The organism is Pedobacter sp. CG_S7 (assembly GCF_040544395.1).
Lineage (GTDB): Bacteria > Bacteroidota > Bacteroidia > Sphingobacteriales > Sphingobacteriaceae > Pedobacter.
Genome location: NZ_JBEONS010000037.1, coordinates 1 through 25064, shown reverse-complemented (window position 1 = coordinate 25064; position 25064 = coordinate 1). Strand labels below are relative to the sequence as shown.

Here is a 25064-nt window from a genome sequence, read left to right as displayed (position 1 = left end):
AAAATACATAAAAATATCCTAAATAACAAAAAAAACAAGTGTAATTTATTGTTAATCAATTAGTTAAATCACATATTGCCTTGCAACGGTCTTAACTTTCATATTGTGCACTTAACAAGAAATAGACAAAAATTAAACACAAGATAAAGATAAATAGTGTTTGACTGCCAGAGGCTAATTCTTCGCGGGTTAAACCCGAAAAATCATAGCCATAACCTGCTGGTAAATGTGCTGTAGCTACCTCTTGTATGGCGGTAATAGCATCTCCAGAACTATAACCTGCGTTTGGTGCTCCAGTAACAGCTATCGAGCTAAATAAGTTGAACCTGGAAATTGATTCTGGGCCATATACCCTTGTAAGGGTAATAAACCCTGTTATTGGAGCCATAGTACCTTTACTATTCCTGACAAATATTTTGCTCATTCCTTCAGGATTGGCTCTAAATGCAGCATCAGCTTGTATCATTACCCTGTATTGCTTGCCAAATTTATTGAAGTTAGAAGCATACAGCCCACCATAATAGCCCTGTAAAGTTGATAGTAAATCATTAACTTTTATACCAGCTTCTTTCACCTTTTCCAAATTTATATCCAGCCTGTATTGCGGAAAATTAGGGTTAAAAGAAGTAGTCGCATATTGTATTTCTGGTCGTTTTGATAATTGTGCCAAAAAATCTGTATTAACTTTATACAGCTCATCCATGGTATGTCCGCCTTTATCTTGCAACTGGAATTCAAAACCTCCGCTTTGACCAAACCCTTGTAAGGTAGGTGGGGCAATAAAGAAAATACTGGCATCCCTGATGCCACCAGTTTTGTTGAAAAGTTCTCCTATTACCTCATTTACACTTCTATCCCTTTCACTCCAGGTTTTAAGTTTGATTATAACCATACTATAGGCGCTTCCAGCACCAGCTGTAAAATTTAAACCCACAATACGTAAAGTGTTATTTACTTCAGGTATGGAATGTGCAATATTGTCTACCTGTGTAGCAATCACTTCTGAACGTTCCATAGACGCAGAGGGGGGTAAACTAATGTTGGCAAAAATTGCTCCCTGATCTTCTGCAGGAACGAATGAAGAAGGAGTAGTCTTCATTAGGTAATATAGGGCAGCACTGAATAATAAAATAGAAAGTACAACAATCCATGTTTTTCTAGCTAAAAATTGAACAGCATTCTTGTATTTTGTCGTAATTTTATCAAAAGCAACGTTAAAAGCGGTATAAAATCTTTGTATGAAAGTGTGGTGTTTTTTATCACCGGCATGTGGCTTTAAGAGTAGAGCGCATAACGCGGGACTTAATGTCAATGCATTTATTGCTGATAAAATAATTGCTACTGCCAATGTGACACCAAATTGTTTGTAAAACACACCTGTAGATCCTGTGATAAATGTTACAGGAATAAATACAGCCGCCATTACCAGGGTAATTGAAATGATCGCACCAGAAATTTCATTCATTGCATCAACAGTGGCTTTTCTTGCTGATAAATAGCCTTGATCAAGTTTAGCGTGCACAGCCTCAACAACCACAATAGCATCATCCACAACAATACCTATAGCAAGCACCAATGCAAACAGTGTGAGCAAGTTGATGGTGAAGCCAAATAAATTAAGAAAAAAAAAGGTGCCTATAATAGCAACCGGAACGGCAATAGCAGGAATCAAAGTGGAACGGAAATCCTGTAAAAAGATAAATACCACAATAAATACCAGAATAAAGGCTTCGATCAAGGTGCTTATTACCTTTTCGATGGAAGCATCAAGGTTTTCATTCACATCCACCAAAGTAGTATAACTTACACCTTTAGGGAAGTCTTTTGCCGCCTGATCAATAAGCTTTTTAGATTCGTTAATAACATTTCGGGCATTTGACCCTGGCGTTTGGCTTATGGCCATACCTACAGAGGGCTTGCCATTAGTTAGCGTATTGGAGGAGTAGCTCAACGATCCCAATTCAACCCGGGCCACATCTTTAAGTCGCAATACCTGACCCTTGCCACTTGATCTTATAATAATATCCTGGAATTCTTCTACCGTTGTTAAGCGGCCTTTATATTTGATAACGTATTGAAAACTCTGTTTTCCGCTTTCACCAAATTTACCAGGTGCTGCTTCAATGTTTTGCTCCTCCAAGGCCGCAGATATATCGCTTGGTACAAGGCTGTATTGTGACATCAAATCAGGTTTTAGCCATATACGTAGAGAATAATCTTTTGAACCAAAAACCCTCGCTTCTCCAACACCCGTAACCCTTTGAATCTGCGGTATAAGGTTAATTTTAGCATAATTTTGTAAGAAAGTCTGGTCGTATGCTGGATCTTCACTGTATAATGAAAATATCAATAAATTACTACTCTGGCTTTTAGTAACCGTTACCCCGGCACGCGTTACCTCTAATGGCAATAAACTAGTAGCTCTTGAAACCCTGTTTTGAACATTCACTGCGGCAAGATCCGGATTGGTGCCTACCTTAAAATAGATATTGATGCTGGCTGTTCCCTCATTAGTGGCAGAAGAAGTCATGTAGGTCATGTTTTCTACCCCATTAATTTGTTCTTCGAGTGGCACCACCACACTTTTTAAAACCACGTCGGCATTTGCTCCAGTATAATTTGCAGAAACCTGTACAGTGGGCGGTGCAATATCTGGATATTGTGCAACAGGCAAGGTTATTAAACCTAATAGGCCAAGCAAGACGATGATCACTGATATCACCGTTGATAAAACCGGACGTTGTATAAATATTTTAAACATGCTACCTATTTTAATTCCGCATAAACAGTATTGGCGTTCACAACATTAACTTTAATGGGAGAACCATCTTTTAAAGTAGCAACACCTTCTAAAACCACTTTATCCCCAGCTTTTAAACCTTTTTCAACCACGAAGAATTGACCCGTTTCATTTGGAACAACGGTAATGGCTATCGTTTTTGCTTTGTTATCTGCCCCGGCAGTTACCACAAATCGTTTATCCTGTAACTCAAAAGTTGCACTTTGTGGGACAATGATTGCTTCTTTTACCTCATTTGGAATGCGAACAGTTGCCGAACTTCCACTTCTGATTAAACCATCGGGGTTAGGAAAGCTTGCCCTTGCATTTGCAGCCCCCGTTTCTGTATTGATCATTCCATTTACGGTTTGTATGGTTCCCGTTTTGTTGTATAAGCTCCCGTCCGAAAGAATCAGCGATACTGCAGGAAGTGTACGTAGCTTTTCTGCAAAAGTTTTACCTGCAGTCTCCTTATTAAAGCTTAATAATAGTTTTTCATTGATGGCGAAATAAGCGAAAATATTTCCGATACTGTAAACGGTAGTCAAGGGTTCTGCAGTATTGCTGTTCACAAGACTCCCCAAACGGTAGGGTATGGAGCCAATCACACCATCCACCGGACTTTAAATGGTTGTATAACCGAGGTTAGTTTTGGCATTTGACAGTGCTGCCTGCGCTTGTGCCAAGGCGGCTAAACTTGCTTGGTAACTGAATTGGGCAGCAGTTAATTCGTATTTACTAATAATATCTTTTTCTACAAGGGGCCTGACTTTTATTACCGCAAGGTTTGTTGTGCTAACCGCTGCTTCAGCACTTTTAACGCTTGCCGTGGCAGTAATAACTTCTTGTTCAAATTGCGGTGCTTTAATTTTAAAAAGCTGTTGGCCTTTTTTAACTACAGCCCCCTCATCAACAGCTATTTTTTCAATGAAACCATCTACTTTGGGTCTGATTTCAATGTTTTGTTGCCCTTCAATACTTGCCGGATAATCAGTGTGTAAGGTGGTGCTGCGCGGTTGTAATTCTAAAACTTTATATTCTTTTACTTGTGCAGCTGTTGCTGCTGACCGTGCTGCTTGTTTGTTATTATTCCCTCCACAAGAAAAAAGCGCATTGGCCATTATTATAATTAGGGCAAGCTGGGTTGTATTCTTCATATCGTTCTGCTTGTTAGTGGAACTTCCATTAGCAACAAATACTTCCCATTAGAAAATATTAGAAATCAAATGAATATTACCTTCCTTAAAGTTAGGGAAATAACAAACAAAAAAATATAATTTGAATAAAAAAAGCAAATGAAATTTGCTTAGTGTAAGGGGGTTAGGTTAATAATGGCCTTACTTTTTTTAAGGCAAAATCCAGCTGTCCGGCTTCGGTAATTGCTGTGTTGTCTATTATTATAGCATCTTCTGCTCTTACCAGCGGACTTTCAATTCTCGTGGTGTCAGCATAATCCCTGTGGGCAATATTTTCAAAAACTTCTTCTAGTGTGATACTTGTATCTCCCTTGCTTTGCATCTCATTGAAACGTCTTTCTGCCCGCAATTTCGGGTCGGCAGTCATGAAAAATTTAACCTGTGCATCTTTAAAAACAGTAGTGCCAATATCCCGTCCGTCCATTACAATGTTTTTAGATTTACCCATGCGCTGTTGTTGTCTAACCATTTCCTGACGAACCTGCTTATTGGCAGAAACCTCACTTACCTTTTCTGAAACTGGCATTTGCCTGATTTCTTCAGATACTTCCTCTCCATTTAAGGTAATATGACTCTGGTAATCTCTGGAGTGGAAATTCAATTCTATATGTTTCAGGGCTTGTTTTACCACCTCAGCATCCTGAATAGTCACTTTATTCCGTATAAAATAAAGTGTAACCGCACGGTACATAGCCCCACTATCTATATATATAAAACCTAATTCTTTAGCCAATGCTTTCGCCAGTGTACTTTTACCACAGGATGAATACCCATCAATTGCAATAATCAGGTTTTTTCTCATATTGACCAAAGTTAATCTTTTAGCTATTTTTCCGTATCGAATTCGAGAATATTTTAAGAATATTTTTTCTATTGAGCTTCATAAATTGATTATTTTTAGCAAATAATACCTGTACGAGAAGATATTCTAAAAAACCTCCAGTAGAGTAATTGATGATTTTTAGCTTAGTTAAACCTGTAAAACAGACTTATAGTGCCATATTGATGGGTTCTGGCACGGCTTTTTATTTCTTTTGTTTTAAAAACCATACCGAAATCAGCAGTAAACCTTTGAGAACTATAGTTAAAGCCTAACTGTTGGGCAAATACAAATGGCCTGGAATCAAAAGTAACCGGACTATTCCTTTTGTACATACTTCCCTGTATGGTGGCATCATAAGCTATAAAATTCAACTGCGGCTTGGTGTAAAAGAACAATTCTCTTTTTACCAATGGTTTGGTATGGGCTGCCTGGCCAATAACAGAAAAGGTAGATGCGGTATTGAAGAGTTGATTTATTTTTCCGGTCCTGATTATTACAGCAGCACCAGCACCACTAAAGGTTGTCCCGGCATTGGCATAACCATCAAAAGATAAATCAAAGACATTGTTATTTGGGCGATACAGCAAACGGGTATATTGTGCCGACAGGTTTACGGCCATTTCATTTCTGATCTGGTATTCCCAGCCCTCAGGCTCATAAAATCCAATAGCCCGGTGTAGCATTTCTTGTCCATTTTGCGCCAATGCATTTGGGCCAATGGTACCTACTTCAGCGCTGGCTTTAAACACACTTTCATTTTTTAAAAACCAATTCATTCCGGCTTCTACATAAAGGTAGCCCGCAAATGGGCGGTCTTGCCGTAAAGGATTAGGTGAATAACCAGAAATGGGACTATACATTTTTTGCCCCACACTCACCTCTAGAATCTTCTTTTCCAGCTTCTCGCTAATTTGTTCCGGATGAAGCGCACGACGGAAACTAAGAAAAATTCCATTGGTATAATACCGGTCCCGACCGTCCATCAGATAAGAGTCATTGTCGCTTTTCAAGCCAATCTCGTTATTATGAATCTGTGCTTTCAGCGATGTTACGAAGCAAATGAACGAAAGTAACAGGGTATATTTTACTGCTTTCATTGATGTAAATTAAAAAGGCCCCGAATAATGTTTCGAGGCCTAAATATATATTTATTTTATCGAGTCAGTTAATTTAACGTTGGTTTTATTTTAACTGTTAAATCTTGTGGATCTTTAACTTTATCCTTCATCAAAGCCAGTTCAATTACATCTTTCATATCGCTAACATAATGGAAATTGAGATCCTTGATATAGCTTTCTTTTATTTCAAGAATGTCTTTCCTATTGGATTTACATAAAATGATATCTTTAATATTGGCTCTTTTAGCTGCTAAAATCTTCTCTTTGATGCCGCCAACAGGTAAAACTTTTCCTCTAAGGGTAATTTCACCAGTCATAGCCAGGTTAGATTTTACTTTACGCTGCGTAAAGGCCGATGTTAAAGCGGTTAGCATGGTAATTCCCGCAGAAGGACCATCTTTTGGTGTAGCCCCTGCCGGAACGTGAACATGGATATCCCATTGGTCAAAAAGCTCATAATTGATGCCGAACAAGTGGGCATGTGCACGCAAATAAGCAAGTGCAATTACCACAGATTCCTTCATTACATCACCTAAATTACCCGTCAATGTTAATTTTCCTTTTCCAGGACTTAAGCTTGCTTCAATAAACAGAATATCACCACCAACTGATGTCCAGGCTAAACCCGTAACCACGCCAGCTACTTCATTACCTTCATAAAGGTCTTTGTCGTAAATTGGGGCACCTAAAATTCTTTCAATATCTGCATTATTTAAAACGGGTTCATAGTTTTCTTCCATAGCTATTTTTGTTGCCACGCCACGAACAAGTGATCCAATTCTTTTTTCTAATCCACGTACTCCAGACTCCCGGGTATAATCTTCAATTACTTTTTCGATCAAGTTTGATTTTATCGAAATATCCTTATTATTTATACCATGAATATCCTTTTGTTTTGGCAATAGGTACTTTTTGGCGATTTCAATTTTTTCTTCTATGGTATAGCCATTCACCTCAATAATTTCCATCCGGTCTAACAATGCCGGCTGTATGGTGCTCAGCGAATTCGCCGTGGCAATAAATAACACATGCGAAAGGTCATAATCTGTTTCCACATAATGATCGTTAAATGCACTATTTTGTTCAGGGTCTAAAACCTCCAATAATGCTGAGGAAGGATCGCCCCGGAAATCAGCGCCTACTTTATCTATCTCATCCAAAACAAATACCGGATTTGCAGCACCAGCTTTTTTTATTGACTGAATAATACGACCTGGCATGGCGCCAATATATGTTTTACGGTGACCACGAATTTCTGCTTCATCTCTAATACCACCCAATGCCATCCGCACATATTTACGGTTTAAAGCTTTGGCAATAGATTTACCAAGAGAAGTTTTACCAACACCCGGAGGGCCAACCAAACAAATGATAGGCGCTTTCATGTCGCGTTTAAGTTTAAGTACAGCGAGGTATTCAATAATCCTTTGCTTAACTTTTTCCAAACCAAAATGATCTTTGTCTAGAACACGCTGGGCACGCTTTAAATCAAAATTATCTTTCGTGAAGTCGTTCCATGGCAAATCCAGCAATAATTCTAAATAATTGATCTGTATAGAGTAGTCAGGTGCTGAAGGGTTCATCCTGCCCATTTTTTCCAATTCTTTGTGGAAATGGGCTTTTACTGGAGCATCCCATTTTTTCTTCTTAGCGCGTAATTCCAGTGCTGCATATTCTAAATCACTAGAATTTCCACCCAATTCTTCCTGGATGGTTTTCAATTGCTGATTTAAGAAGTAATCTCGCTGTTGCTTGTCTAAATCAACCCTAACTTTAGATTGGATTTGATTTTTTAATTCCAACATTTGCAATTCCAGTGTCAGTAACTCCATCACCATCTCTGCACGATCGCGTAGTACCGCCATTTCCAACATCTTTTGCTTATCAGCCATATCAGCATTCATATTTGAAGAGATAAAGTTGATTAGAAAAGAAGTGCTTTCTATGTTTTTTAAGGCAATACCAGCTTCACTAGGAATGTTTGGGGATAACTGAATTATTTGAGAAGACATTTCACGGATGGAAGCTATTAAAGCCTTAAACTCTTTATCACGTTTCTCTTTTGCTTCTTCAAATTTTTCTATTGTTACTTTGATATAAGGCTCCGACTGCACTTCGTTAATTAACTTGAAACGCTGCTTTCCCTGTATAATCACCGTGGTGTTACCATCAGGCATTTGCAGCATTTTAATAATGTGTGCCACAGTACCCACTTTGTTTAATTCTTCAAAAGTTGGGTCTTCAATAGACACATCGCGCTGAGAAGCAACCCCAATAATACGGTTGCCTTTATACGCTTCCTTAATTAGCTTAATGGATTTATCTCTACCAACGGTAATTGGTATCACAACGCCAGGAAATAGCACCGTATTTCTTAAAGGTAAAATTGCCAATACCTCGGGTGTTTCCTCGCTATTCATCTCATCCTCATCCTGTTGAGTCATCAGCGGGAAAAATTCTGTGTCTTCATTTATGATGGGTAGTGCATTGCCAAAATCGAATTGATCTTTTATACTCATTAATAAGCCTTTCTAAAAATTATAAACGACAAAGTGTCAGCTCGTCGATAGGACAATATTATTATTATCTCCTAGGGGGTATTTTCAACTCTTGTGCCAAAACTTTATTAACCGGATTTTTATGTTAAAAAGGCAGATGTTTAAAATTATTTAATCCTTAATCATATTTCGTTTTATTTAGCGTTTAAGATTTAATTCTAAAATGGTACAATAGTTGCCTAATGTATATTTTTGATTTTATAAATTTATTTTTTTAAATAAAATTTGATGAACTACTTTAAACAAACGATTTTACTTTTATTCGTTTTTTCTACTTACACCGCCGTAATTGCACAGAGCAGCGGCTATGATAAATTAGGCATGCAAGCAATGATGAAGGGTGATTTCAAAGGTGCTGTTAGTCAGTTGGAAAAAGCAGGTGTAAAAAGCCCAAATAACACTAATGTTTTAAAAATGCTTGGTTATTCTTATTACCAGTGTGGTGATTTTGAAAATGCGATTTCTACCTATACTAAATTGATCTCCTTAAAACCAGACGATTACTCTTCTTACTATTACCGTGGTAAGGCTAGACAAAACATTGCTAATGACCCAAAAGAATCTTTGAATCAAATGCGGGAGACTTTCTACCTGTCTGCGATTAAAGATTTCACTAAAGCCATTGAGCTAAATGGGGAAGAAGATGCTCAGTTGCTGCAAAATAGGGGCATTACTTATAAAGATTACGCCATCTTTAAATCTTACAAGATTAAAAAGAAAACTGAAAAACTTGCGTGTATTGCGATTTTTAATAGTGCTACCGCTGATTTCCAGAAAATATTAATTATTCAGCCTCAACGCAAAGACATTATTTCTTTAGTGAGTTATGTAAAGGCACAGGTAACCAGCTTAAAATAAGACTCGTTGTTATAGCTCGTATTAAAAAGGGTGTTACGTGATTCGTAACACCCTTTTTAGTTACACAGTGTTTCCAGTATGCACATACAATTTTGATTGCGTTAACATTGTGTAAGCATTGCGTTACCATTGCGTTAACATTGCGTTAACCTATATTTAGCTACCTAGAATACTCCTTTGATGTTGTATTTTTTTGCATTCAGTAGCCTGATTTTTTGTGTTTTCCTGATTTCATATAAGCTATCAGGAAAATAGCTCAGGGTGTCAGTAGATTGATAAAGGTAATTGCTGGTTTTGAGCAGAATTTTGATGCCAGATATTTTGCTGTTTTTATGGATAACGGTTAATTCTTTTACAGCCACCTTATCATTGTCGCTGGTATATACTTCCTTTTGGTCATTTTTCACCACGCTGAAAAAGCCCTGCCAGGCAGATTTATTAATATCTGCATCAGAGAAATTAGCAAGCTCTTTGTTCCAGTCTTCGATGGGCAACTGTTTACTTTCACTGGCATTGTTGAGGGCTACGGTTTTAAGGACAATTGGGTTCGTTTTATTCAAACGGGTTGCCTCTTGTAGGAAATAATCTTTTAGATCGAAATATTTTTGCGGCACTTTTTGTTGCTGTTCTGTGTTGCCACAGCCCATAAACAGCAAAAAGAAACCACCTGCAAGGATATTCTTATGCATTATATTAAACAATTTCCGGTCATGATTGCCGGTTTTGGTAAACCCATTAATTTTAGAATTGTTGGGGCTATGTCGCCTAATTTTCCATCAGCAATATGAGTGTATTCTGTACCAACCAGTATGCAAGGAACAAGGTTCGTTGTATGAGCAGTATTTACAGAGCCGTCTTTATTTAACATGTACTCAGAATTTCCATGATCGGCAAGGATGATGAATGCATAGCCATGCTCCAGGCCTTTGGTTACCACCGCTTCTGCGCAACGGTCTGCAGTTTCTACCGCTTTTACTACAGCATCGAAAACACCGGTATGACCCACCATGTCTGGGTTAGCGAAATTCAGGCAAATAAAATCTGCCCATTCTGTTTCCAGTTCTTCTGTAATTGCAGCTGTAATACCGAGTGCACTCATTTCAGGCTGCAAATCGTAAGTAGCCACTTTTGGCGAAGGAATCATAATGCGTTTTTCGTTTTCGAAAGGCTGCTCTCTTCCGCCAGAGAAGAAAAAGGTGACATGAGGATATTTTTCTGTTTCGGCAATCCTGATTTGATTTTTATGGTGTTTTTCTAATACCTCACCCAGGGTTTCTGTTAAATCGTCTTTGGTATACATGACCTTTACATTAGTGAAATTCTCATCATAAGAAGTCATGGTTACAAAATATAAAGGGAGTTGATGCATGTCAAACTCAGGATAATCTTTCTGGCATAGTGCAGAAGTGATCTCACGACCACGGTCTGTGCGGTAATTGAAACAGATTACAACATCACCTTCTTTGATTGTAGATAAAGGAGTTCCATCTGGATTAGTGACCACAATGGGGTTCGTAAACTCATCGGTAATACCGTTTTGGTAAGATTTTTCCAGGGTCTCCACCGCATTTTCTGTAGGTTCGCCCAGTCCTTTGGTTAAAAGGTCATAGGCTTTTTTAACTCTTTCCCAGCGCGAATCGCGATCCATGGCATAATAACGACCAATTAAACTTGCCAGTTTAGCAGGGGATTTTTTAAGGTGATCTTGCAGTTCACGCACAAAGCCAAGACCAGAGTTAGGATCTGTATCTCTGCCATCCATAAAAGCATGGACAAAAACAGAAGTTAAGCCTTCTTCGCCTGCAGCATCACAAAGTGCTTTAAGGTGGTTAATGTGTGCATGTACACCGCCATCAGATAAAAGGCCAATAAAATGTACTGCTTTATGATTTGATTTTGCATAATTAAATGCATCTATTAAGGTTGGATTAGAAAATAATGTCCTGTCGCTAATTGCCTTATTAATTCTTCCCAATTCCTGGTAAACCACCCGGCCAGCGCCAAGGTTCATGTGGCCAACTTCAGAATTTCCCATTTGCCCAACTGGCAAGCCTACAGCTTCACCAGAAGCCTCCAATTTTGAATTAGGGTATTGCTTAAGTAAAGAATCAAAAAAAGGTGTATTTGCAGCATAAGCGGCATCTGATTGATCTTGTTTTCCATATCCCCATCCATCCAGTATAAGGAGCATTACTTTTTTATCTTCCATCAAAATGTTATTAATTTGTTGTCTTATTGATTAAAACAAATATAAGGCTTATAGCATTTTAAAATGTAGTTTATCAGAATAAATGAAGTTTTAATGGCATAATTTGTGTTACAACGTAGCTATACACTAGCACAAATGATGAGAATTCTATACCCTTTACTTATTTTAATTGCTCCTTTAATGCCTCATGGGCTATTTCAGGTCGATTTTATAGATGAAATGTCTGGTTTGTTTAAGTCGGGGGACTCTAAAGAAATCGCTCAAAATTTCAGCGCTTCTGTAGAGTTAAGCATCATAAAAGACGAAGATGTTTACTCAAAAGTACAGGCAGAACAAATTTTAAGGGAGTTCTTTAATCAGCATAATCCTAAAAATTCAGTTGTTTTGCACCTTATCAACACTAATCCAGCCATGAGGTTCGGCATCTTAAGCCTTGCCACCAAGAATGGGAATTTCAGGGTTTCCATCACTTCAAAGAAAATCAATAATGCTTTTTTAATTACAGAACTTAGAATAGATCTGGAGAAATAGTTAAACAATAAAGGTAAAAATGCTATTTTTGGTTTAAAATTGAAATTTTGGACAAAGAAATCATTAACTTATTTATAAAAAATGCAATTGCTGAAGATCTTGGCGATGGCGATCATACTACGCTTTCTACAATTCCTGCCCAGGCACAAGGGAAAGCAAAGCTCCTGATAAAAGAGGATGGCGTTTTGGCGGGGATAGCACTTGCACAGGAAATTTTTAACCACATTGATCCCTTATTAAAAATAACAGTATTTTTGAATGATGGTGCAATAGTAAAACATGGCAACATTGCTTTTACAGTAGAAGGGAGTGTACATTCGATTTTATTGGCAGAAAGATTGGTTTTAAATTGCATGCAACGCATGAGTGGCATTGCCACAACTACGCACCGCATTGTTACTTTGCTGGAGCCTTATAAAACACAAGTGCTTGATACCAGGAAAACGACTCCTGGTTTGCGTTACCTGGAGAAATGGGCGGTTAAAATAGGGGGTGGCGTTAACCATCGCATTGGTTTATATGATATGATCTTGATCAAAGATAACCATGTAGATTATGCTGGTGGAATTGCCAATGCCATAAATGCGGCTAATGATTATTTACAAAAAACGGGTAAAAAACTGGAAATAGAAGTGGAAGTAAGGAATTTGGAAGAGTTGAACCAAGTATTGGACACTGGAAAAATTAACCGCATTATGCTGGATAATTTTAATTTTAATGATTTAAAAACTGCTGTAAAAGTTATTGATCACCGTTATGCTACGGAAGCTTCTGGAGGTATAGTGGAAGAAAACGTAACAGAATACGCTGCTTGTGGTGTTGATCATATATCAATGGGTGCTTTAACGCATTCGGTTAAGAGTTTAGATATGAGTTTAAAAGCCTTTTAGAATGATATCGATTTATTCTATTTCAGCCGTTTTACTGGCTTATCTTTTTGGATCTATTCCTACTGCAGTATGGCTTGGTCAGGCATTTTACGGCGTTGATGTACGTGAATATGGCAGCGGAAATGCTGGTGCTACCAATACCTTCAGGGTTTTAGGTAAAAAAGCTGGTATAGCGGTAATGACTATAGACATTTTGAAAGGTTATACAGCAACTAAGCTTGCTTATTTCATAGGACTTTCAATTACTGGACCGCATAATTCTTCGCAATTTATAAATTTCCAGCTAGCGCTAGGTTTAACGGCTGTTGTAGGCCATTTGTTTCCTGTATTTGCGGGTTTTAGAGGTGGAAAAGGCGTGGCTACACTTTTTGGAATGATTTTAGCAGTAAACTTTCCGGCAGCATTACTTTGTGTGTTTGTTTTTGTAGTAGTTTTGTTGGTTTCGAAATATGTTTCACTAAGCTCTATATGTGCTGGTTTCACCTTCCCATTAGGAATTATATTCATTTTTCATTCTAGCATTAAATCTGAGGTGATGTACAGCATGTGTGTCTGTATTCTGATACTGGTGACGCATCAGAAAAACTTGGAAAGACTATTAAAAGGCAAAGAATCTAAAGTTTACCTGTTTAAAAGAAAAAAAGTTTAAAATTGTTTGTTATGAAAAAAATCCTGGTTTATGGTGCCACTGTAGCAGTGCTTACATTGTACTCTTGTTCTACTGTGCCTTTATCTGGCCGTAACCGTATCAGTTTTATTGATGAGGGTGAAATGCAGGTTGCTGCGGCACAAAGCTATAATACATTGCTTAAAAGCCCTAACACTAAGGTGTTGAATAATGCTGAATCTGCAAGGGTAAAAAGAATTGGTCAGAAAATTGCCGCTGCTGTTACCCAATATATGAATGCTAACGGCTATGCTGAACAGATTAAAGGTTTTAATTGGGAATTTAATTTGATAGAAAGTAAAGAAGTGAATGCCTGGTGTATGCCGGGGGGTAAAGTTGCTGTTTATACTGGTATTTTACCTGTAACAAAAGATGATGCTGGATTAGCAACTGTAATGGGTCACGAAATTGCGCATGCGGTAGCAAAGCATTCTTCAGAACGTGCTTCTAAAGCGGCATTAGCTGAAGGAGTTGGGGGTCTATTAGGCGCTGCGACTTCAGGCAAATCTTCGGGAACACAACAAATATTGAATCAGGTATATGGTATTGGTGCACAGGGTTTTTATTTATTACCAAATTCAAGGACACAAGAGTTGGAAGCAGATCATTTAGGCCTAATCTTTATGTCTATGGCGGGTTATAATCCCTCAAACGCTGTTGGTTTTTGGCAACGTATGGCTTCGGCCAGTGCAAATAGCGCAAAACCACCTGAGTTTTTAAGTACACACCCTGCTGATGGGACAAGAATTGCGCAGATACAAAAAGACCTTCCTGAAGCACAGCGGTATTTTAATTCTACCTCTGGTAAACCTATAAGGTGATTTGATTTTAATCATTATACTTTAAAAAGGCTGATTATTCAGCCCTTTTAAAGTATTGAGCATCCCTTCGGCTTTGATCATGCATTCTTCATATTCATTTTCTGCAACTGATTGATAGGTAATGGCACTGCCTACTTTAAATGATAAATATTGTTCGGTAGCCTGGTACAAGAGGGTTCTGATGATCACATTAAAGTCAAAATCTCCCTTAGGATTGATATAGCCAATAGCTCCTGAAAAAGCACCTCTTTTACTGTTTTCCTTTTCTTCTATCAATGCCATAGCCTTAATTTTGGGAGCTCCTGTCATTGAACCCATTGGGAAGGTGTTTTTGATGGCATCTACAAAATGTATTTTTGGATTTAGTTCGCAGGTGATGGTAGATATCATTTGATGCACTTGTGGAAAAGTGTAAATGCCAAATAACTCGGTAACTTTTACTGTTCCTGGTACTGCACTTTTGGTGAGGTCGTTTCTTACCAGGTCTACAATCATTACATTTTCTGCCTGTTCTTTCTCGTTTTCTTTTAAACTCAGTCGCAATTGCTGGTCTATTTGTGGATCACTACTTCGCTTTGCGGTCCCTTTGATGGGTTGTGAAATTAACTGGTTAGCTCTTTTGCAGAGAAATCTTTCCGGACTGGCAGATAAAATATACTGATCGTAGATTTTAAAATAGCCGGCAAAGGGGCTTGATGAAATTTGGTTTAGTGTTTTAAAAACAGTTAGGGGATCAATTTTGACGTTTTTAGCGAAAAATTCCTGGCAAAATGTTATCTCATAGCAATCACCCCGGTTAATATGCTGTTGTAATTCTTTTACCTGCTTGATGTAATCGCTTTTGCTGCTGCTGCTTTGCATGGTTACTTCTGCAGAAGGCAGTGGTTTAATAATGATGTTTTCGATTTGCTGCAATATATTCGTATTGCCTAGCAGTACTTCTATTGTTGTGCCTTTTACTGAAATAAGGTATTGAGGTACAAAAAAGTACAGGTCTGGGAATTTAAGGTGATCAGGTTTTGTGGACTGGAGGTTTTCTAATTCATTTTTTAAGTCATAACTCAATAAACCGAACATCCAGTTAAGGTTGGCATTATAAAATTTTCTAAGCTGCTCAAAAGCGTGACCACAGCTGGCATTGAGCTCTGTTTTAGCCCCTGCTGCTATTAACATATCATAGTGATAAAAGGTGTCTGGGTAGTTATTGGAGTCAAATACAGCACAAACATCGAAGGTATTAGCCCAGGTTAATGCTTTGTGTTTAAATAATTGATTTGTGTTTTGAGGTGTTGATTCCATCGAGGAATGAAAAGGGAAAAAAAAAGGCGGTTTGACGCCGCCTTTTTTGTATTGATGATTAAATAGTTGTTAATAACTATATCAGCTCTAAAGTTTGAACGCGGTCTGGCCCAACAGAAAGATATTTTACTGGAACTTCCAGTTCTTTCTCTAGGAACTCGATATAGGCTTTTAAGTTTGCAGGAATTTCTTCCACTTTATTAACCTTTGTAACATCGGTTTTCCAACCTTCAATTGCTTTTAAAACTGGAGTAGGTTTCACCGAAATAATATCGTAAGGCATATAGTCGATTGTTTCTCCATTATATTCATAATGTGTACACGCATAAATGGTGTCAAAGCTGTCTAAAACATCAGCTTTCATCATGATCAGTTCGGTAACACCGTTCAACATAATAGCATATTTTAAGGCTGGTATGTCAATCCATCCGCAACGGCGTGCTCTGCCTGTTGTTGCACCAAATTCATGGCCAATCTGACGTAAGCTTTCACCCACTTCATCATCTAATTCAGTAGGGAATGGGCCACCGCCCACACGGGTACAGTAAGCTTTAAAAATGCCATAAACATGGCCTATTTTGTTAGGTGCAATACCTAAGCCTGTACAAGCACCAGCAGTAGTGGTATTTGAAGAAGTTACAAATGGATAAGATCCGAAATCTATATCAAGTAGAGTCCCTTGTGCGCCTTCTGCTAACACGGTTTTACCTTCTTTTATATAACCATTTACAAAATGTTCACTGTCGACATGTGGAATGCTTTGAATAAACTCAATTGCTTCGAAGAAAGCAGCTTCTTTTTCGCTTAAATCGTATTCAAAAGCATAGTGAGAAAGTATTTCTTTATGCTTTTCTACCAGTTTATTGTAACGTTCCTTAAAATCAGGTAAAGTGGTATCGCCAACACGTAAACCATTTCTACCAGTTTTATCCATGTACGTTGGTCCAATACCTTTTAAGGTTGAACCAATTTTATCCTTACCCATTCTCTGCTCATTGGCAGCATCGAGTAATTGGTGTGTCGGTAAAATAAGGTGTGCTTTACGCGCAATCACCAATTTGCCTTTGGCAATTGGATCGTGACCGGCAGCTTTAAGGTTATCTAATTCTCTTTTTAAAATGATTGGATCGATTACGACCCCATTTCCGATTAGATTCATGGTTTTTTCGTTAAAAATACCGGAAGGAATGGTATTAAGAACAAACTTTTTGCCGTCAAATTCTAACGTATGGCCTGCATTTGGTCCACCCTGGAAACGAGCGATCAAATCATATTGCGGACTTAATACGTCAACAATTTTACCCTTGCCCTCGTCGCCCCATTGCAGGCCGAGAAGCACATCTACTTGCGTCATTATGTTAAATTAAGAAAAGATTATAATTGTATGTTTTAATTTGCATTTTGTATTGCTGCATTTTGATTTACAGTAGTTTTTGCTTTACATTCAAAGCAAATTCCGTAAAGATTTAAGGAATGGTGTTTTATTTCGAACTTCAGCAATTCGCCTACCATACTTTGAATTTGGTGGATGCGTGGGTCACAGAATTCTACCACCTTACCACAGTCAATACAAATGATATGATCGTGCTGGTGGTAACCGTAAGATTTTTCAAACTGAGCCATGTTTTTACCAAACTGGTGTTTGGTAACTAAATCACAAGACACCAATAGCTCCAGTGTATTGTAAACTGTTGCCCTGCTGACCCTGTATTTCTGGTTTTTCATGTGAATGTAGAGGGTTTCTACATCAAAATGATCTTCCCTTGAATAGATTTCTTCTAGTATAGCAAAACGCTCAGGTGTTTTTCTAAGTGATTTGTTTTCCAGATAGGCTTCGAATATTTTCCTTACTAGTTCGCTGTTGTGATTTGTAGACATAGTTTTCAGACTCCTTTCAAAGGTACCAATTTTTAAATTAACCTTGGGATAAATTCCTAAATTTAGGTGTCAAACCGGGTTACTGCTGTTACACCTCTAACTTCTAATAAGGTTTCTATGAGTTTATCTAAGTGATCTGTATCATTGACGTAGATCATTATTGAACCGTCAAAAATACCATTATCAGTATCCACAGTAATGGAACGCATATTTACTTTAAAGTCGTTGGATATTACTTTGGTTATATTATTAATTAAACCCACATCGTCTATTCCAATAATATGTAAACCCGTGAGGAAGGTGAGTTGTTTTTGGCTGTTCCACTTTGCTTTTACAATGCGATAGCCGTAATTGGCCATAAGTTGGGCTGCATTGGGGCAATTAGTGCGGTGGATTTTTATTCCCTCACTTACAGTAACAAAACCAAAAACATCGTCGCCAGGTATAGGATTACAACATGGTGCCAGTTTATAGTCTATTTTTTGAAGATCTTCCCCAATAAGCAGGGTATCAGATTCAGGGCTTTTTACCCGGCTTAAGAGTGCTTCAATTTGCTGGTTATCATTGTGTTCTGTAGAGCTACGGTTTTCAATTTCTTTTTCTGCTGCCAGGTATTCTTTGAGGTCTTTTAACTCAATTTTGCCTTGTGCAATGCCAACAAAAAGTTCTTGTGTTGAAGGAAGTTTAAAGAAATAACTTAGTTTGTTAAGGTTGTCTGTATTGTAAGTTATTTTAAGTGATTTCAACTTACGTTCAAGAATTTCCTTTCCATCTTCGGCAATTTTTCTTTTTTCTTCTTTTAAAGAAGATTTAATTTTGGACTTGGCCTTAGCGGTAACAACGATATTAAGCCAGTCATCTTTTGGCACCTGTTTGCTGGAGGTGATAATTTCTACCTGATCACCATTTTGTAATCTATGGGATAAAGGAACTAGTTTATGGTTTACTTTTGCGCCTATACATTTTGCGCCTACATCGGTATGGATCTCAAAAGCAAAATCAAGCGCAGTTGCGCCAAGAGGCAATTGTAACAATGCACCTTTAGGGGTGAAGATGAATATTTCATCAGAGAAAAGATTCATCTTAAAATCGTCAAGAAAATCCAGGGCGTTGGCTTCCGGATTGTTGAGCATTTCTCTCACCTTCATAATCCATTGGTCAAGGCCATTGTCGTTACTGGATTCTTTATATTTCCAATGTGCAGCAAATCCTTTTTCGGCAATTTCATTCATGCGCTGCGTACGGATCTGCACTTCTACCCATTGGCCTTTAGGCCCCATAACAGTGGTGTGTAAAGATTCATAACCATTTCCTTTTGGTGAGGAAACCCAGTCGCGCAGCCGGTCTGGGTTTGGTCGGTATAAGTCGGTAACAATAGAATAAGCCTTCCAGCTATCTGCTTTTTCCTGCTCCGGTGCGCTATCTAGAATAATTCTGATGGCAAAAAGATCATAAACCTCCTCAAAAGGAATATTTTTCTTTTTCATTTTATTCCAGATGGAGTGTATGGATTTAGGGCGTCCAAAAATATCGTATTTGAGTCCTTGCTCAGTTAACATTTCAGTAATCGGTTCAACGAAACGTTTAATAAACAGGTTTCTTTCAGCCTTTTTTTCATTAAGCTGTGTGGCGATATATTTATAAGTATCGGGTTCCAGGTACTTCATGGAAAGATCTTCCAATTCAGATTTTATAACATATAAACCTAAACGGTGGGCAAGCGGTGCATAGAGATAAATGGTTTCAGAGGCAATTTTCAATTGTTTCTGCCTAGGCATAAAGTCCATTGTCCGCATGTTATGCAAGCGGTCTGCAAGTTTTATTAAAATTACCCTTACATCATCTGCCAGCGTGAGCAGCATTTTTCTGAAATTTTCAGCCTGCAGGGAACTGTTGTAATCAAATACCCCTGATATTTTAGTTAAGCCATCAATGATTTTGGCGGTTTTTTTACCAAATTCTCTCTCGATATCTTCCAGTGTCATGTCTGTATCTTCAACCACATCGTGTAGTAAGGCACAAACAATAGAAGTGGTGCCAAGGCCAATTTCTTCGGCAGCAATTTGCGCTACGGCAATAGGATGATAAATATAGGGTTCGCCAGATTTTCTACGCATGTCTTTATGGCTTTCCAAGGCCATGTCAAAAGCTTTTCTGATTTCTTTTTTGTCACCACGCTGCATCGTTGGCTTACATGCACGTAACAGGGCGCGGTATCTCTTAAGTATTTCTTGCTTTTCTGCTTCTAAATCTATGACCAAAGTGTTCTTCATTTGTATTATTTTCGAAATATTTTAACATGCTTTACGTTAAAGCGCTATATTAGTTTTGTAAAGTTTCTATCGGCTATGCTGGATAGAAAAATAGAAGTTCGAATGGAACCTAATATATAAAATTGATTTAACTTTGCAGCAGTATAAATTTATGAATTTTTATAAGTTACTTCTTCTGCTAATTGTCATTATTGCAGGGCCTACTGTTAGTGCTCAGGATAAGCCTTTACCTTATAAAATGCCGTTAATGGGTAAGAATGATACTATTAAAGTAGCGTCTACGAATGTTGACGGTGAAATGATACCATGGGTACCTTTAAACGAGGTAATTATTTATGGTGAACGTATATTTAAATCGCCGGCAGAGCGGACAGCCTTTAATCGTTTACGCTATAATGTGTTGAAAGTAATGCCTTATGCAATATACGCAAAAAGACGTTACGAACAATTGGAGAAAGATTTAGCCTTAACTGCAAATAAACGGGAACAAAAAAGGTTGGTGAAAGCATGTGATTCAGAAATTAAGCAGATGTTTAATAAAGAAATTAAAGAACTGACCATTACACAGGGGCAAATTTTAACAAAACTGGTAGACCGCGAGCTGGGCAGAACTACTTACGATATTTTGAAACAGAGTAAAGGAGGGCTAAAGGCTTTCGTATATCAATCTGTAGCGAGAGTAGTTGGCCATAATTTAAAAAGTACCTATAGCCCAAGTGAAGACAGGGATATAGAATCTATTATCATTTCATCAGGATATTACCAATAAAAAATAATGACAGATAATCCTAAAAGTGTTCACCAATTTAAGGTTAAACTCCTTGATGGTACTGAAAAAAACTTGTTTGACTATCAGCATCAAGTGCTTCTCCTTGTAAATATTGCTTCTGGCTGTGGCTTTACTCCCCAATTAAAAGAGTTGCAAGAACTTCGAAAGGAATTTAAAGACCAGGGTTTTGAGGTTATTGCTTTTCCTTCAAATGATTTTGGGCGACAAGAGCCACTGGATGGAAAGGAAATCAGTGAGTTTTGCCAGGTAAACTTCGGCGTTGAATTTCCTGTTACAGAGAAAATTATGGTGCGTGGGAAACTTGCTCATCCTTTATATAAATTTTTAGGAGACATTAAACTCAACGGAAACATAAAATCTACACCAAGGTGGAATTTCCATAAATATTTAATTAATAAAAAGGGAGAGGTAGTAGATTATTTCTTTCCGTTTACAAAGCCGCTGTCTTCTAAAGTAAAAAAGAAAATTCAGCGCTTATTATAATAGCAAAAATACATGAAATTAGATTTATTAGTATTTGCCGTTCATCCTGATGATGCTGAATTGGGCTGTTCTGGGACGATATTGAAGCATATAGCTGCGGGTAAAAAAGTCGGTATTGTTGATTTTACCCGTGGAGAACTGGGTACACGTGGCACCGAAATGACTAGAGAAGAGGAAGCCGCAGATTCAGCCAAAGTTTTAGGTTTGCATACTCGTGAAAACTTGGGCTTTAGGGATGGGTTTTTTAAAAATGATGAAGCGCACCAGTTGGAAGTTGTTAAAATGATCAGAAAATACCAGCCAGAAATTGTGTTGAGTAATGCTTTGCATGACAGGCATCCTGATCATGGTAGGGCAGGGGATTTGGTTTATGATGCTTGTTTTTTAGCCGGCTTGCCTAAAATTGTAACCGTTTTAGATGGAGCCGATCAAACGGCACACAGACCAAGACTTTTACTGCAATATATTCAGGACCGCTATATAGAACCTGATATTATTATTGACATTACACCTTTTATAAATACTAAAATTGAATCAATAAAAGCTTTTAAAACTCAATTTTATAATCCTGATGTGGATGGGCAAGAGACTTATATTTCTTCACCTGAATTTTTTGAAAGCATCATTGGCAGAGCCCGGGAGTATGGGAAATCTATTGGTGCTACTTATGGCGAAGGTTTTACTTGTCGCAAATTGTTAGGCGTTGATGACCTGTTCCAGCTTCGTTAATACCATACCATATTGCGGAATTTTTCGCTTTTAATTTGCTGCTTAGTTTATATTAAAAGGGTTGTTAACAATGCTTGTATTGCCCATTGCGCTTTTTTCGTAAAGAGCAATACAAGATTTGTTAAAAGATGGATCAAAGTTCACTTTTCCAGAGAATGCTTTTCCAGGTGTTGGTGTTCCTTCCAGAAAAAAGTACACCTTGGTGTTACCGCCTTTATGGTGTGGTTTAAAATCCCCGAATTTCTCCATTTCGGCTGTTTTGATGTCTTTAACAGTAACAATGAAAACATATTGAATAGGACCCGTATTATTTTCGTTTCTATAATGGGTAACTTCTTTAAAATCGCCTTTTAAATCAGCTATACCTGGTTGGAAAAAGGTTCCTTTTAACATCCAGGCTACTAAAATTAAGACTACTATGCCTAAGAAAATATTCGTTTTACTTTTAATCATACGTTTTCATTGTTGCTGTTGCAATTGTTAAAGGGTTGGTAATATTAATTCCATAATGGCTAAACCTTCGTCAATGTGTTTTTTCTCTATTGTTAACGCTGGTCTAAATCTAATCGTTTTATTACCACATCCCAGAAACATTACATTGTGCTCCATCCCTTTTTGGATAAATGCATCGCGCATGGCTTTTTCTGGGAAATCAAAAGCACATAATAAACCTTTACCGCGAACATTAGTCATGATATGATGCTTTTTGGCAAGTATTTCTAAATTATCTTTTAAATATTGTCCAACCACTGCTGCATTTTCACAAAGGTTGTCTTCCTGTATGATCTGTAATATTTGAGTAGCACGGACCATATCTACCAGGTTACCACCCCAAGTAGAGTTAATTCTTGAAGGCACATGGAAAACGTTGTTCTCCACCTGGTCTACTTTATTGCCAACCAGGATACCACATACCTGCATTTTTTTACCGAAGACTAAAATATCAGGTCGAGCTTTTTCGCTAAAATGTTCATGGCACCAGAACTTACCTGTTAAACATACACCTGTTTGGACTTCATCGTAAATTAAAAAAGCTTCATTTTCATCAGCCAGTTCTTTCAACTGAATTAAAAACTCTTCCCTTAAATGGTTGTCGCCGCCTTCAGATTGTATAGGTTCAACGATGATGGCACAGATGTCGTCTTTGTAGTCTGCAAAAGCTTGTTTAATTTGAGTAATAGACAACGCTTCAGTTTCTTCTGCAACAGTTAAATTATCGTTATTTTGAGGAAATTTCACAATTGGAACTGTTACCCTTGGCCAGTCGAATTTTGCAAACCATTTTGTTTTATCCGGAAGGGTATTGGTTAAACTTAAAGTATAACCGGTTCGGCCATGAAACGCCCTTTCGAAGTGTAAAACTTTATATCCCTTTTCTTCTTTATATCCTTTTGCAAAGTTTTTTTGAATTTTCCAGTCCATCGCTACTTTAAGCGCATTTTCAACTGCTAAACCCCCACCTGCAATAAAAAAGGCATGCGGAAGGTATGCGGGAATGCCGACTTTAGAAAAGGTATCTACAAACTGTGCAAATTGTTGTGTATAAACATCAGAGTTTGATGGATTTGACATAGCAGCTGCCAACAGATTTTGTTTGAAAGCTTCATCGTTAACCATTTTTGGGTGATTGTATCCCAAAGGAACGGATGCAAAACAGGTGAAAAAATCTAATAGTTTGCGCTCATATTTAGCGTCGTAAATATAAGAACCATGACTTTTGCCTATATCGTAAGTCAAGTCATAACCGTCGGCTAAAATATGCTTACTTAAAACTTCGTTAACTTCTCCTGGTGGTATGGTTAATTGATACATAGATTCGATTTTTGTTGATAATCAAATGTAGTAAAAACCCCCAAATAATCAAATACGGGCACTATTTTGAGCTTTAAATCTAAAAACTGTGTTTAAACTGTTTAAAGTTGGTTTTTGGAGAATAATATATTTTGTGTCAAAAATTGATGTTAATTTTATTACTATTTAATGTTTTTTTTTAATAAAAAAATCCTCTAGGACTGTAAGTGTATGTAAGCATAACCTTTTATGTTTTAAATATTTCAATTACTTTTTATTTAAGCCATCTTAACGATAGGACAATAAAATAGGTTGTTTTTAGAAGCTAAACTTAAAAATTCAAGATATTAATAAGCATCTGTCTTTAGGACAGCACTTCTGCTAACTTTTCTTTTTTTCCTAATATCCCAAGTAAGCCGCCGGTATGAATGGCAACAATTTTATCATTTTTTTTGAAATAGTTGTTTTTGGCAAGGTCGAATATGGCATAAAACATTTTTGCAGTATATACTGGATCTATTAATATTCCTTCCTTAGCGATAAAGCGGGTCATGAATGCTAATAGTTCAGGCTGAGTTTTGGCATAGCCTCCAAAATGGTAATCCGTATGCAAATTCAACTGCTCTATATTACCTGTATAATTGTAAATTTCATTGGCAATAAAGTCGCCGCCTTTTAATACCGGGATAACATGGAGTTGTGTTTTTAATTTCTTTTTTTGTATTCCTCTTAATAATCCAGCTGCGGTTGTTCCTGTACCTGCTGCGCAAAAAATATGGTCTATATCTTCTGGTAGTTCATCTAAAATCTCTGCACATCCTTTTACAGCTTCCGGTGATGCACCACCTTCATCAATAAAAAATGCCGAAGGATCATCTTTAAAGAAATCTTTGAATAGGGCAGGTTTATTTTTGTATTCCTCGCGATTAGTGAAAATCAGCTTCATTCCGTATAAACGGCACAAAAGCAAGATTTCATTTTCTATAGGCTCGCCTCTTACAAATGCAGTTGCACGAAAACCAGCGCGTGCAGCAGCAGCAGCAGTAGCAAGCAAGTGATTGGAATAAGCACCACCAAAAGTGACCAAGTGTAGTTTATCTAGCCTAATTGCCTTTTCTAAGATGTATTTTAGCTTACGCCACTTATTTCCAGAAATAAAAGGGTCAATGAGGTCATCTCTTTTAACCCAAAGGCCGCTGATTTCATTATGCCTTAATTGATGTAGGGGGCTATTTATAGTTGCAAACATTTATGCAAATATAGAATCCATTTTCTTTAGTAACGACTCAGGTTGTCTATGAATTAGCAATAGTTGAGAAGGCATTGAGTATTTGCTGCTGATTTTTCTTACATGTATCGGTAATGGAACGA

Annotated in this window: 23 protein-coding genes; 8 read left to right on the top strand and 15 right to left on the bottom strand. The window is 37.5% G+C overall.

Features of this window, described 5'->3' with window-relative positions:
- Positions 1 to 91: 91 nt before the first annotated feature.
- The 6 genes from AAKU52_RS14935 to lon form a co-directional block, all read right to left on the bottom strand.
- Entirely contained in the window at positions 92 to 2761 is a 2670-nt protein-coding gene (locus AAKU52_RS14935) for an efflux RND transporter permease subunit (RefSeq protein ID WP_354334947.1), read from the bottom strand.
- 5 nt (positions 2762 to 2766) lie between these two features.
- Positions 2767 to 3396, bottom strand: a complete 630-nt coding sequence (locus AAKU52_RS14930) for an efflux RND transporter periplasmic adaptor subunit (RefSeq protein WP_354334945.1) — start codon at positions 3394 to 3396, stop codon at positions 2767 to 2769.
- Between the two features lie 6 nt (positions 3397 to 3402).
- Positions 3403 to 3936, bottom strand: a complete 534-nt coding sequence (locus AAKU52_RS14925; RefSeq protein WP_354334943.1) for an efflux RND transporter periplasmic adaptor subunit — start codon at positions 3934 to 3936, stop codon at positions 3403 to 3405.
- 163 nt (positions 3937 to 4099) lie between these two features.
- The gene (cmk, locus tag AAKU52_RS14920) at positions 4100 to 4777 is read right to left on the bottom strand and encodes a (d)CMP kinase (protein ID WP_354334941.1); all 678 of its coding nucleotides are present in this window, start codon (positions 4775 to 4777) and stop codon (positions 4100 to 4102) included.
- A 164-nt stretch (positions 4778 to 4941) separates the two neighbouring features.
- Complete coding sequence (locus AAKU52_RS14915) at positions 4942 to 5895, bottom strand: lipid A deacylase LpxR family protein (RefSeq protein ID WP_354334938.1); 954 nt, start codon at positions 5893 to 5895, stop codon at positions 4942 to 4944.
- Positions 5896 to 5963: 68 nt separating this feature from the next.
- Positions 5964 to 8435: an endopeptidase La gene (lon, locus tag AAKU52_RS14910; RefSeq protein WP_354334936.1), complete on the bottom strand. Its 2472-nt coding sequence runs from the start codon at positions 8433 to 8435 to the stop codon at positions 5964 to 5966.
- 267 nt (positions 8436 to 8702) lie between these two features.
- On the opposite strand from lon, the gene AAKU52_RS14905 reads away from it, so the two are divergent.
- Positions 8703 to 9332, top strand: coding sequence for a tetratricopeptide repeat protein (locus AAKU52_RS14905; RefSeq protein ID WP_354334934.1), 630 nt, complete (start codon positions 8703 to 8705; stop codon positions 9330 to 9332).
- A 164-nt stretch (positions 9333 to 9496) separates the two neighbouring features.
- Here AAKU52_RS14905 and AAKU52_RS14900 read toward each other — a convergent pair whose 3' ends face one another.
- Both AAKU52_RS14900 and gpmI read right to left on the bottom strand, forming a co-directional pair.
- Entirely contained in the window at positions 9497 to 10021 is a 525-nt protein-coding gene (locus tag AAKU52_RS14900) for a hypothetical protein (protein ID WP_354334932.1), read from the bottom strand.
- On the bottom strand, positions 10021 to 11541 hold the full coding sequence (gene gpmI / locus AAKU52_RS14895) for a 2,3-bisphosphoglycerate-independent phosphoglycerate mutase (RefSeq protein ID WP_354334929.1): 1521 nt from the start codon (positions 11539 to 11541) through the stop codon (positions 10021 to 10023). The genes AAKU52_RS14900 and gpmI overlap by 1 nt, the downstream gene beginning before the upstream one ends.
- Positions 11542 to 11676: 135 nt before the next feature.
- Here gpmI and AAKU52_RS14890 point away from each other — a divergent pair, with 135 nt between their 5' ends.
- The 4 genes from AAKU52_RS14890 to AAKU52_RS14875 are packed head-to-tail and all read left to right on the top strand — an operon-like array spanning position 11677 to position 14450.
- On the top strand, positions 11677 to 12072 hold the full coding sequence (locus AAKU52_RS14890) for a DUF4783 domain-containing protein (protein WP_354334927.1): 396 nt from the start codon (positions 11677 to 11679) through the stop codon (positions 12070 to 12072).
- Positions 12073 to 12119: 47 nt separating this feature from the next.
- Positions 12120 to 12962, top strand: a complete 843-nt coding sequence (gene nadC / locus AAKU52_RS14885) for a carboxylating nicotinate-nucleotide diphosphorylase (RefSeq protein WP_354334925.1) — start codon at positions 12120 to 12122, stop codon at positions 12960 to 12962.
- Between the two features lies 1 nt (position 12963).
- Positions 12964 to 13611, top strand: coding sequence for a glycerol-3-phosphate 1-O-acyltransferase PlsY (gene plsY / locus AAKU52_RS14880; protein ID WP_354334923.1), 648 nt, complete (start codon positions 12964 to 12966; stop codon positions 13609 to 13611).
- Between the two features lie 11 nt (positions 13612 to 13622).
- Positions 13623 to 14450 (top strand): M48 family metallopeptidase, encoded by an 828-nt coding sequence (locus tag AAKU52_RS14875; protein ID WP_354334921.1) that lies wholly within the window; start codon positions 13623 to 13625, stop codon positions 14448 to 14450.
- A gap of 21 nt (positions 14451 to 14471) precedes the next feature.
- On the opposite strand, the gene AAKU52_RS14870 is transcribed toward AAKU52_RS14875, so the two are convergent.
- The 4 genes from AAKU52_RS14870 to AAKU52_RS14855 all read right to left on the bottom strand — a co-directional run bounded on the left by AAKU52_RS14870 (position 14472) and on the right by AAKU52_RS14855 (position 19900).
- A complete protein-coding gene (locus AAKU52_RS14870) occupies positions 14472 to 15749 on the bottom strand; it encodes an anthranilate synthase component I family protein (protein ID WP_354334919.1) in 1278 nt (425 codons plus the stop codon).
- 76 nt (positions 15750 to 15825) lie between these two features.
- The gene (locus AAKU52_RS14865; protein ID WP_354334917.1) at positions 15826 to 17103 is read right to left on the bottom strand and encodes an adenylosuccinate synthase; all 1278 of its coding nucleotides are present in this window, start codon (positions 17101 to 17103) and stop codon (positions 15826 to 15828) included.
- A gap of 35 nt (positions 17104 to 17138) precedes the next feature.
- Positions 17139 to 17627: a Fur family transcriptional regulator gene (locus AAKU52_RS14860; RefSeq protein ID WP_354334915.1), complete on the bottom strand. Its 489-nt coding sequence runs from the start codon at positions 17625 to 17627 to the stop codon at positions 17139 to 17141.
- A gap of 62 nt (positions 17628 to 17689) precedes the next feature.
- Entirely contained in the window at positions 17690 to 19900 is a 2211-nt protein-coding gene (locus AAKU52_RS14855; protein ID WP_354334913.1) for a RelA/SpoT family protein, read from the bottom strand.
- Positions 19901 to 20051: 151 nt separating this feature from the next.
- Here AAKU52_RS14855 and AAKU52_RS14850 point away from each other — a divergent pair, with 151 nt between their 5' ends.
- Genes AAKU52_RS14850 through bshB1 form a run of 3 tightly spaced genes read left to right on the top strand, consistent with a single transcriptional unit; the run spans position 20052 to position 21902 of the window.
- The gene (locus tag AAKU52_RS14850) at positions 20052 to 20669 is read left to right on the top strand and encodes a DUF4294 domain-containing protein (RefSeq protein ID WP_354334911.1); all 618 of its coding nucleotides are present in this window, start codon (positions 20052 to 20054) and stop codon (positions 20667 to 20669) included.
- A gap of 6 nt (positions 20670 to 20675) precedes the next feature.
- Positions 20676 to 21173, top strand: a complete 498-nt coding sequence (locus AAKU52_RS14845) for a glutathione peroxidase (RefSeq protein ID WP_354334909.1) — start codon at positions 20676 to 20678, stop codon at positions 21171 to 21173.
- Between the two features lie 12 nt (positions 21174 to 21185).
- Positions 21186 to 21902: a bacillithiol biosynthesis deacetylase BshB1 gene (gene bshB1 / locus AAKU52_RS14840; RefSeq protein WP_354334907.1), complete on the top strand. Its 717-nt coding sequence runs from the start codon at positions 21186 to 21188 to the stop codon at positions 21900 to 21902.
- Positions 21903 to 21944: 42 nt separating this feature from the next.
- On the opposite strand, the gene AAKU52_RS14835 is transcribed toward bshB1, so the two are convergent.
- The 3 genes from AAKU52_RS14835 to AAKU52_RS14825 all read right to left on the bottom strand — a co-directional run bounded on the left by AAKU52_RS14835 (position 21945) and on the right by AAKU52_RS14825 (position 24942).
- The gene (locus AAKU52_RS14835) at positions 21945 to 22355 is read right to left on the bottom strand and encodes a hypothetical protein (protein ID WP_354334905.1); all 411 of its coding nucleotides are present in this window, start codon (positions 22353 to 22355) and stop codon (positions 21945 to 21947) included.
- Positions 22356 to 22382: 27 nt separating this feature from the next.
- Entirely contained in the window at positions 22383 to 23714 is a 1332-nt protein-coding gene (lat, locus tag AAKU52_RS14830; protein ID WP_354334903.1) for an L-lysine 6-transaminase, read from the bottom strand.
- Between the two features lie 343 nt (positions 23715 to 24057).
- Positions 24058 to 24942 carry a 1-aminocyclopropane-1-carboxylate deaminase/D-cysteine desulfhydrase gene (locus AAKU52_RS14825; RefSeq protein ID WP_354334901.1) on the bottom strand — a complete coding sequence of 295 codons (885 nt, stop codon included), beginning with the start codon at positions 24940 to 24942 and terminating at the stop codon, positions 24058 to 24060.
- Between the last annotated feature and the right edge of the window lie 122 nt (positions 24943 to 25064).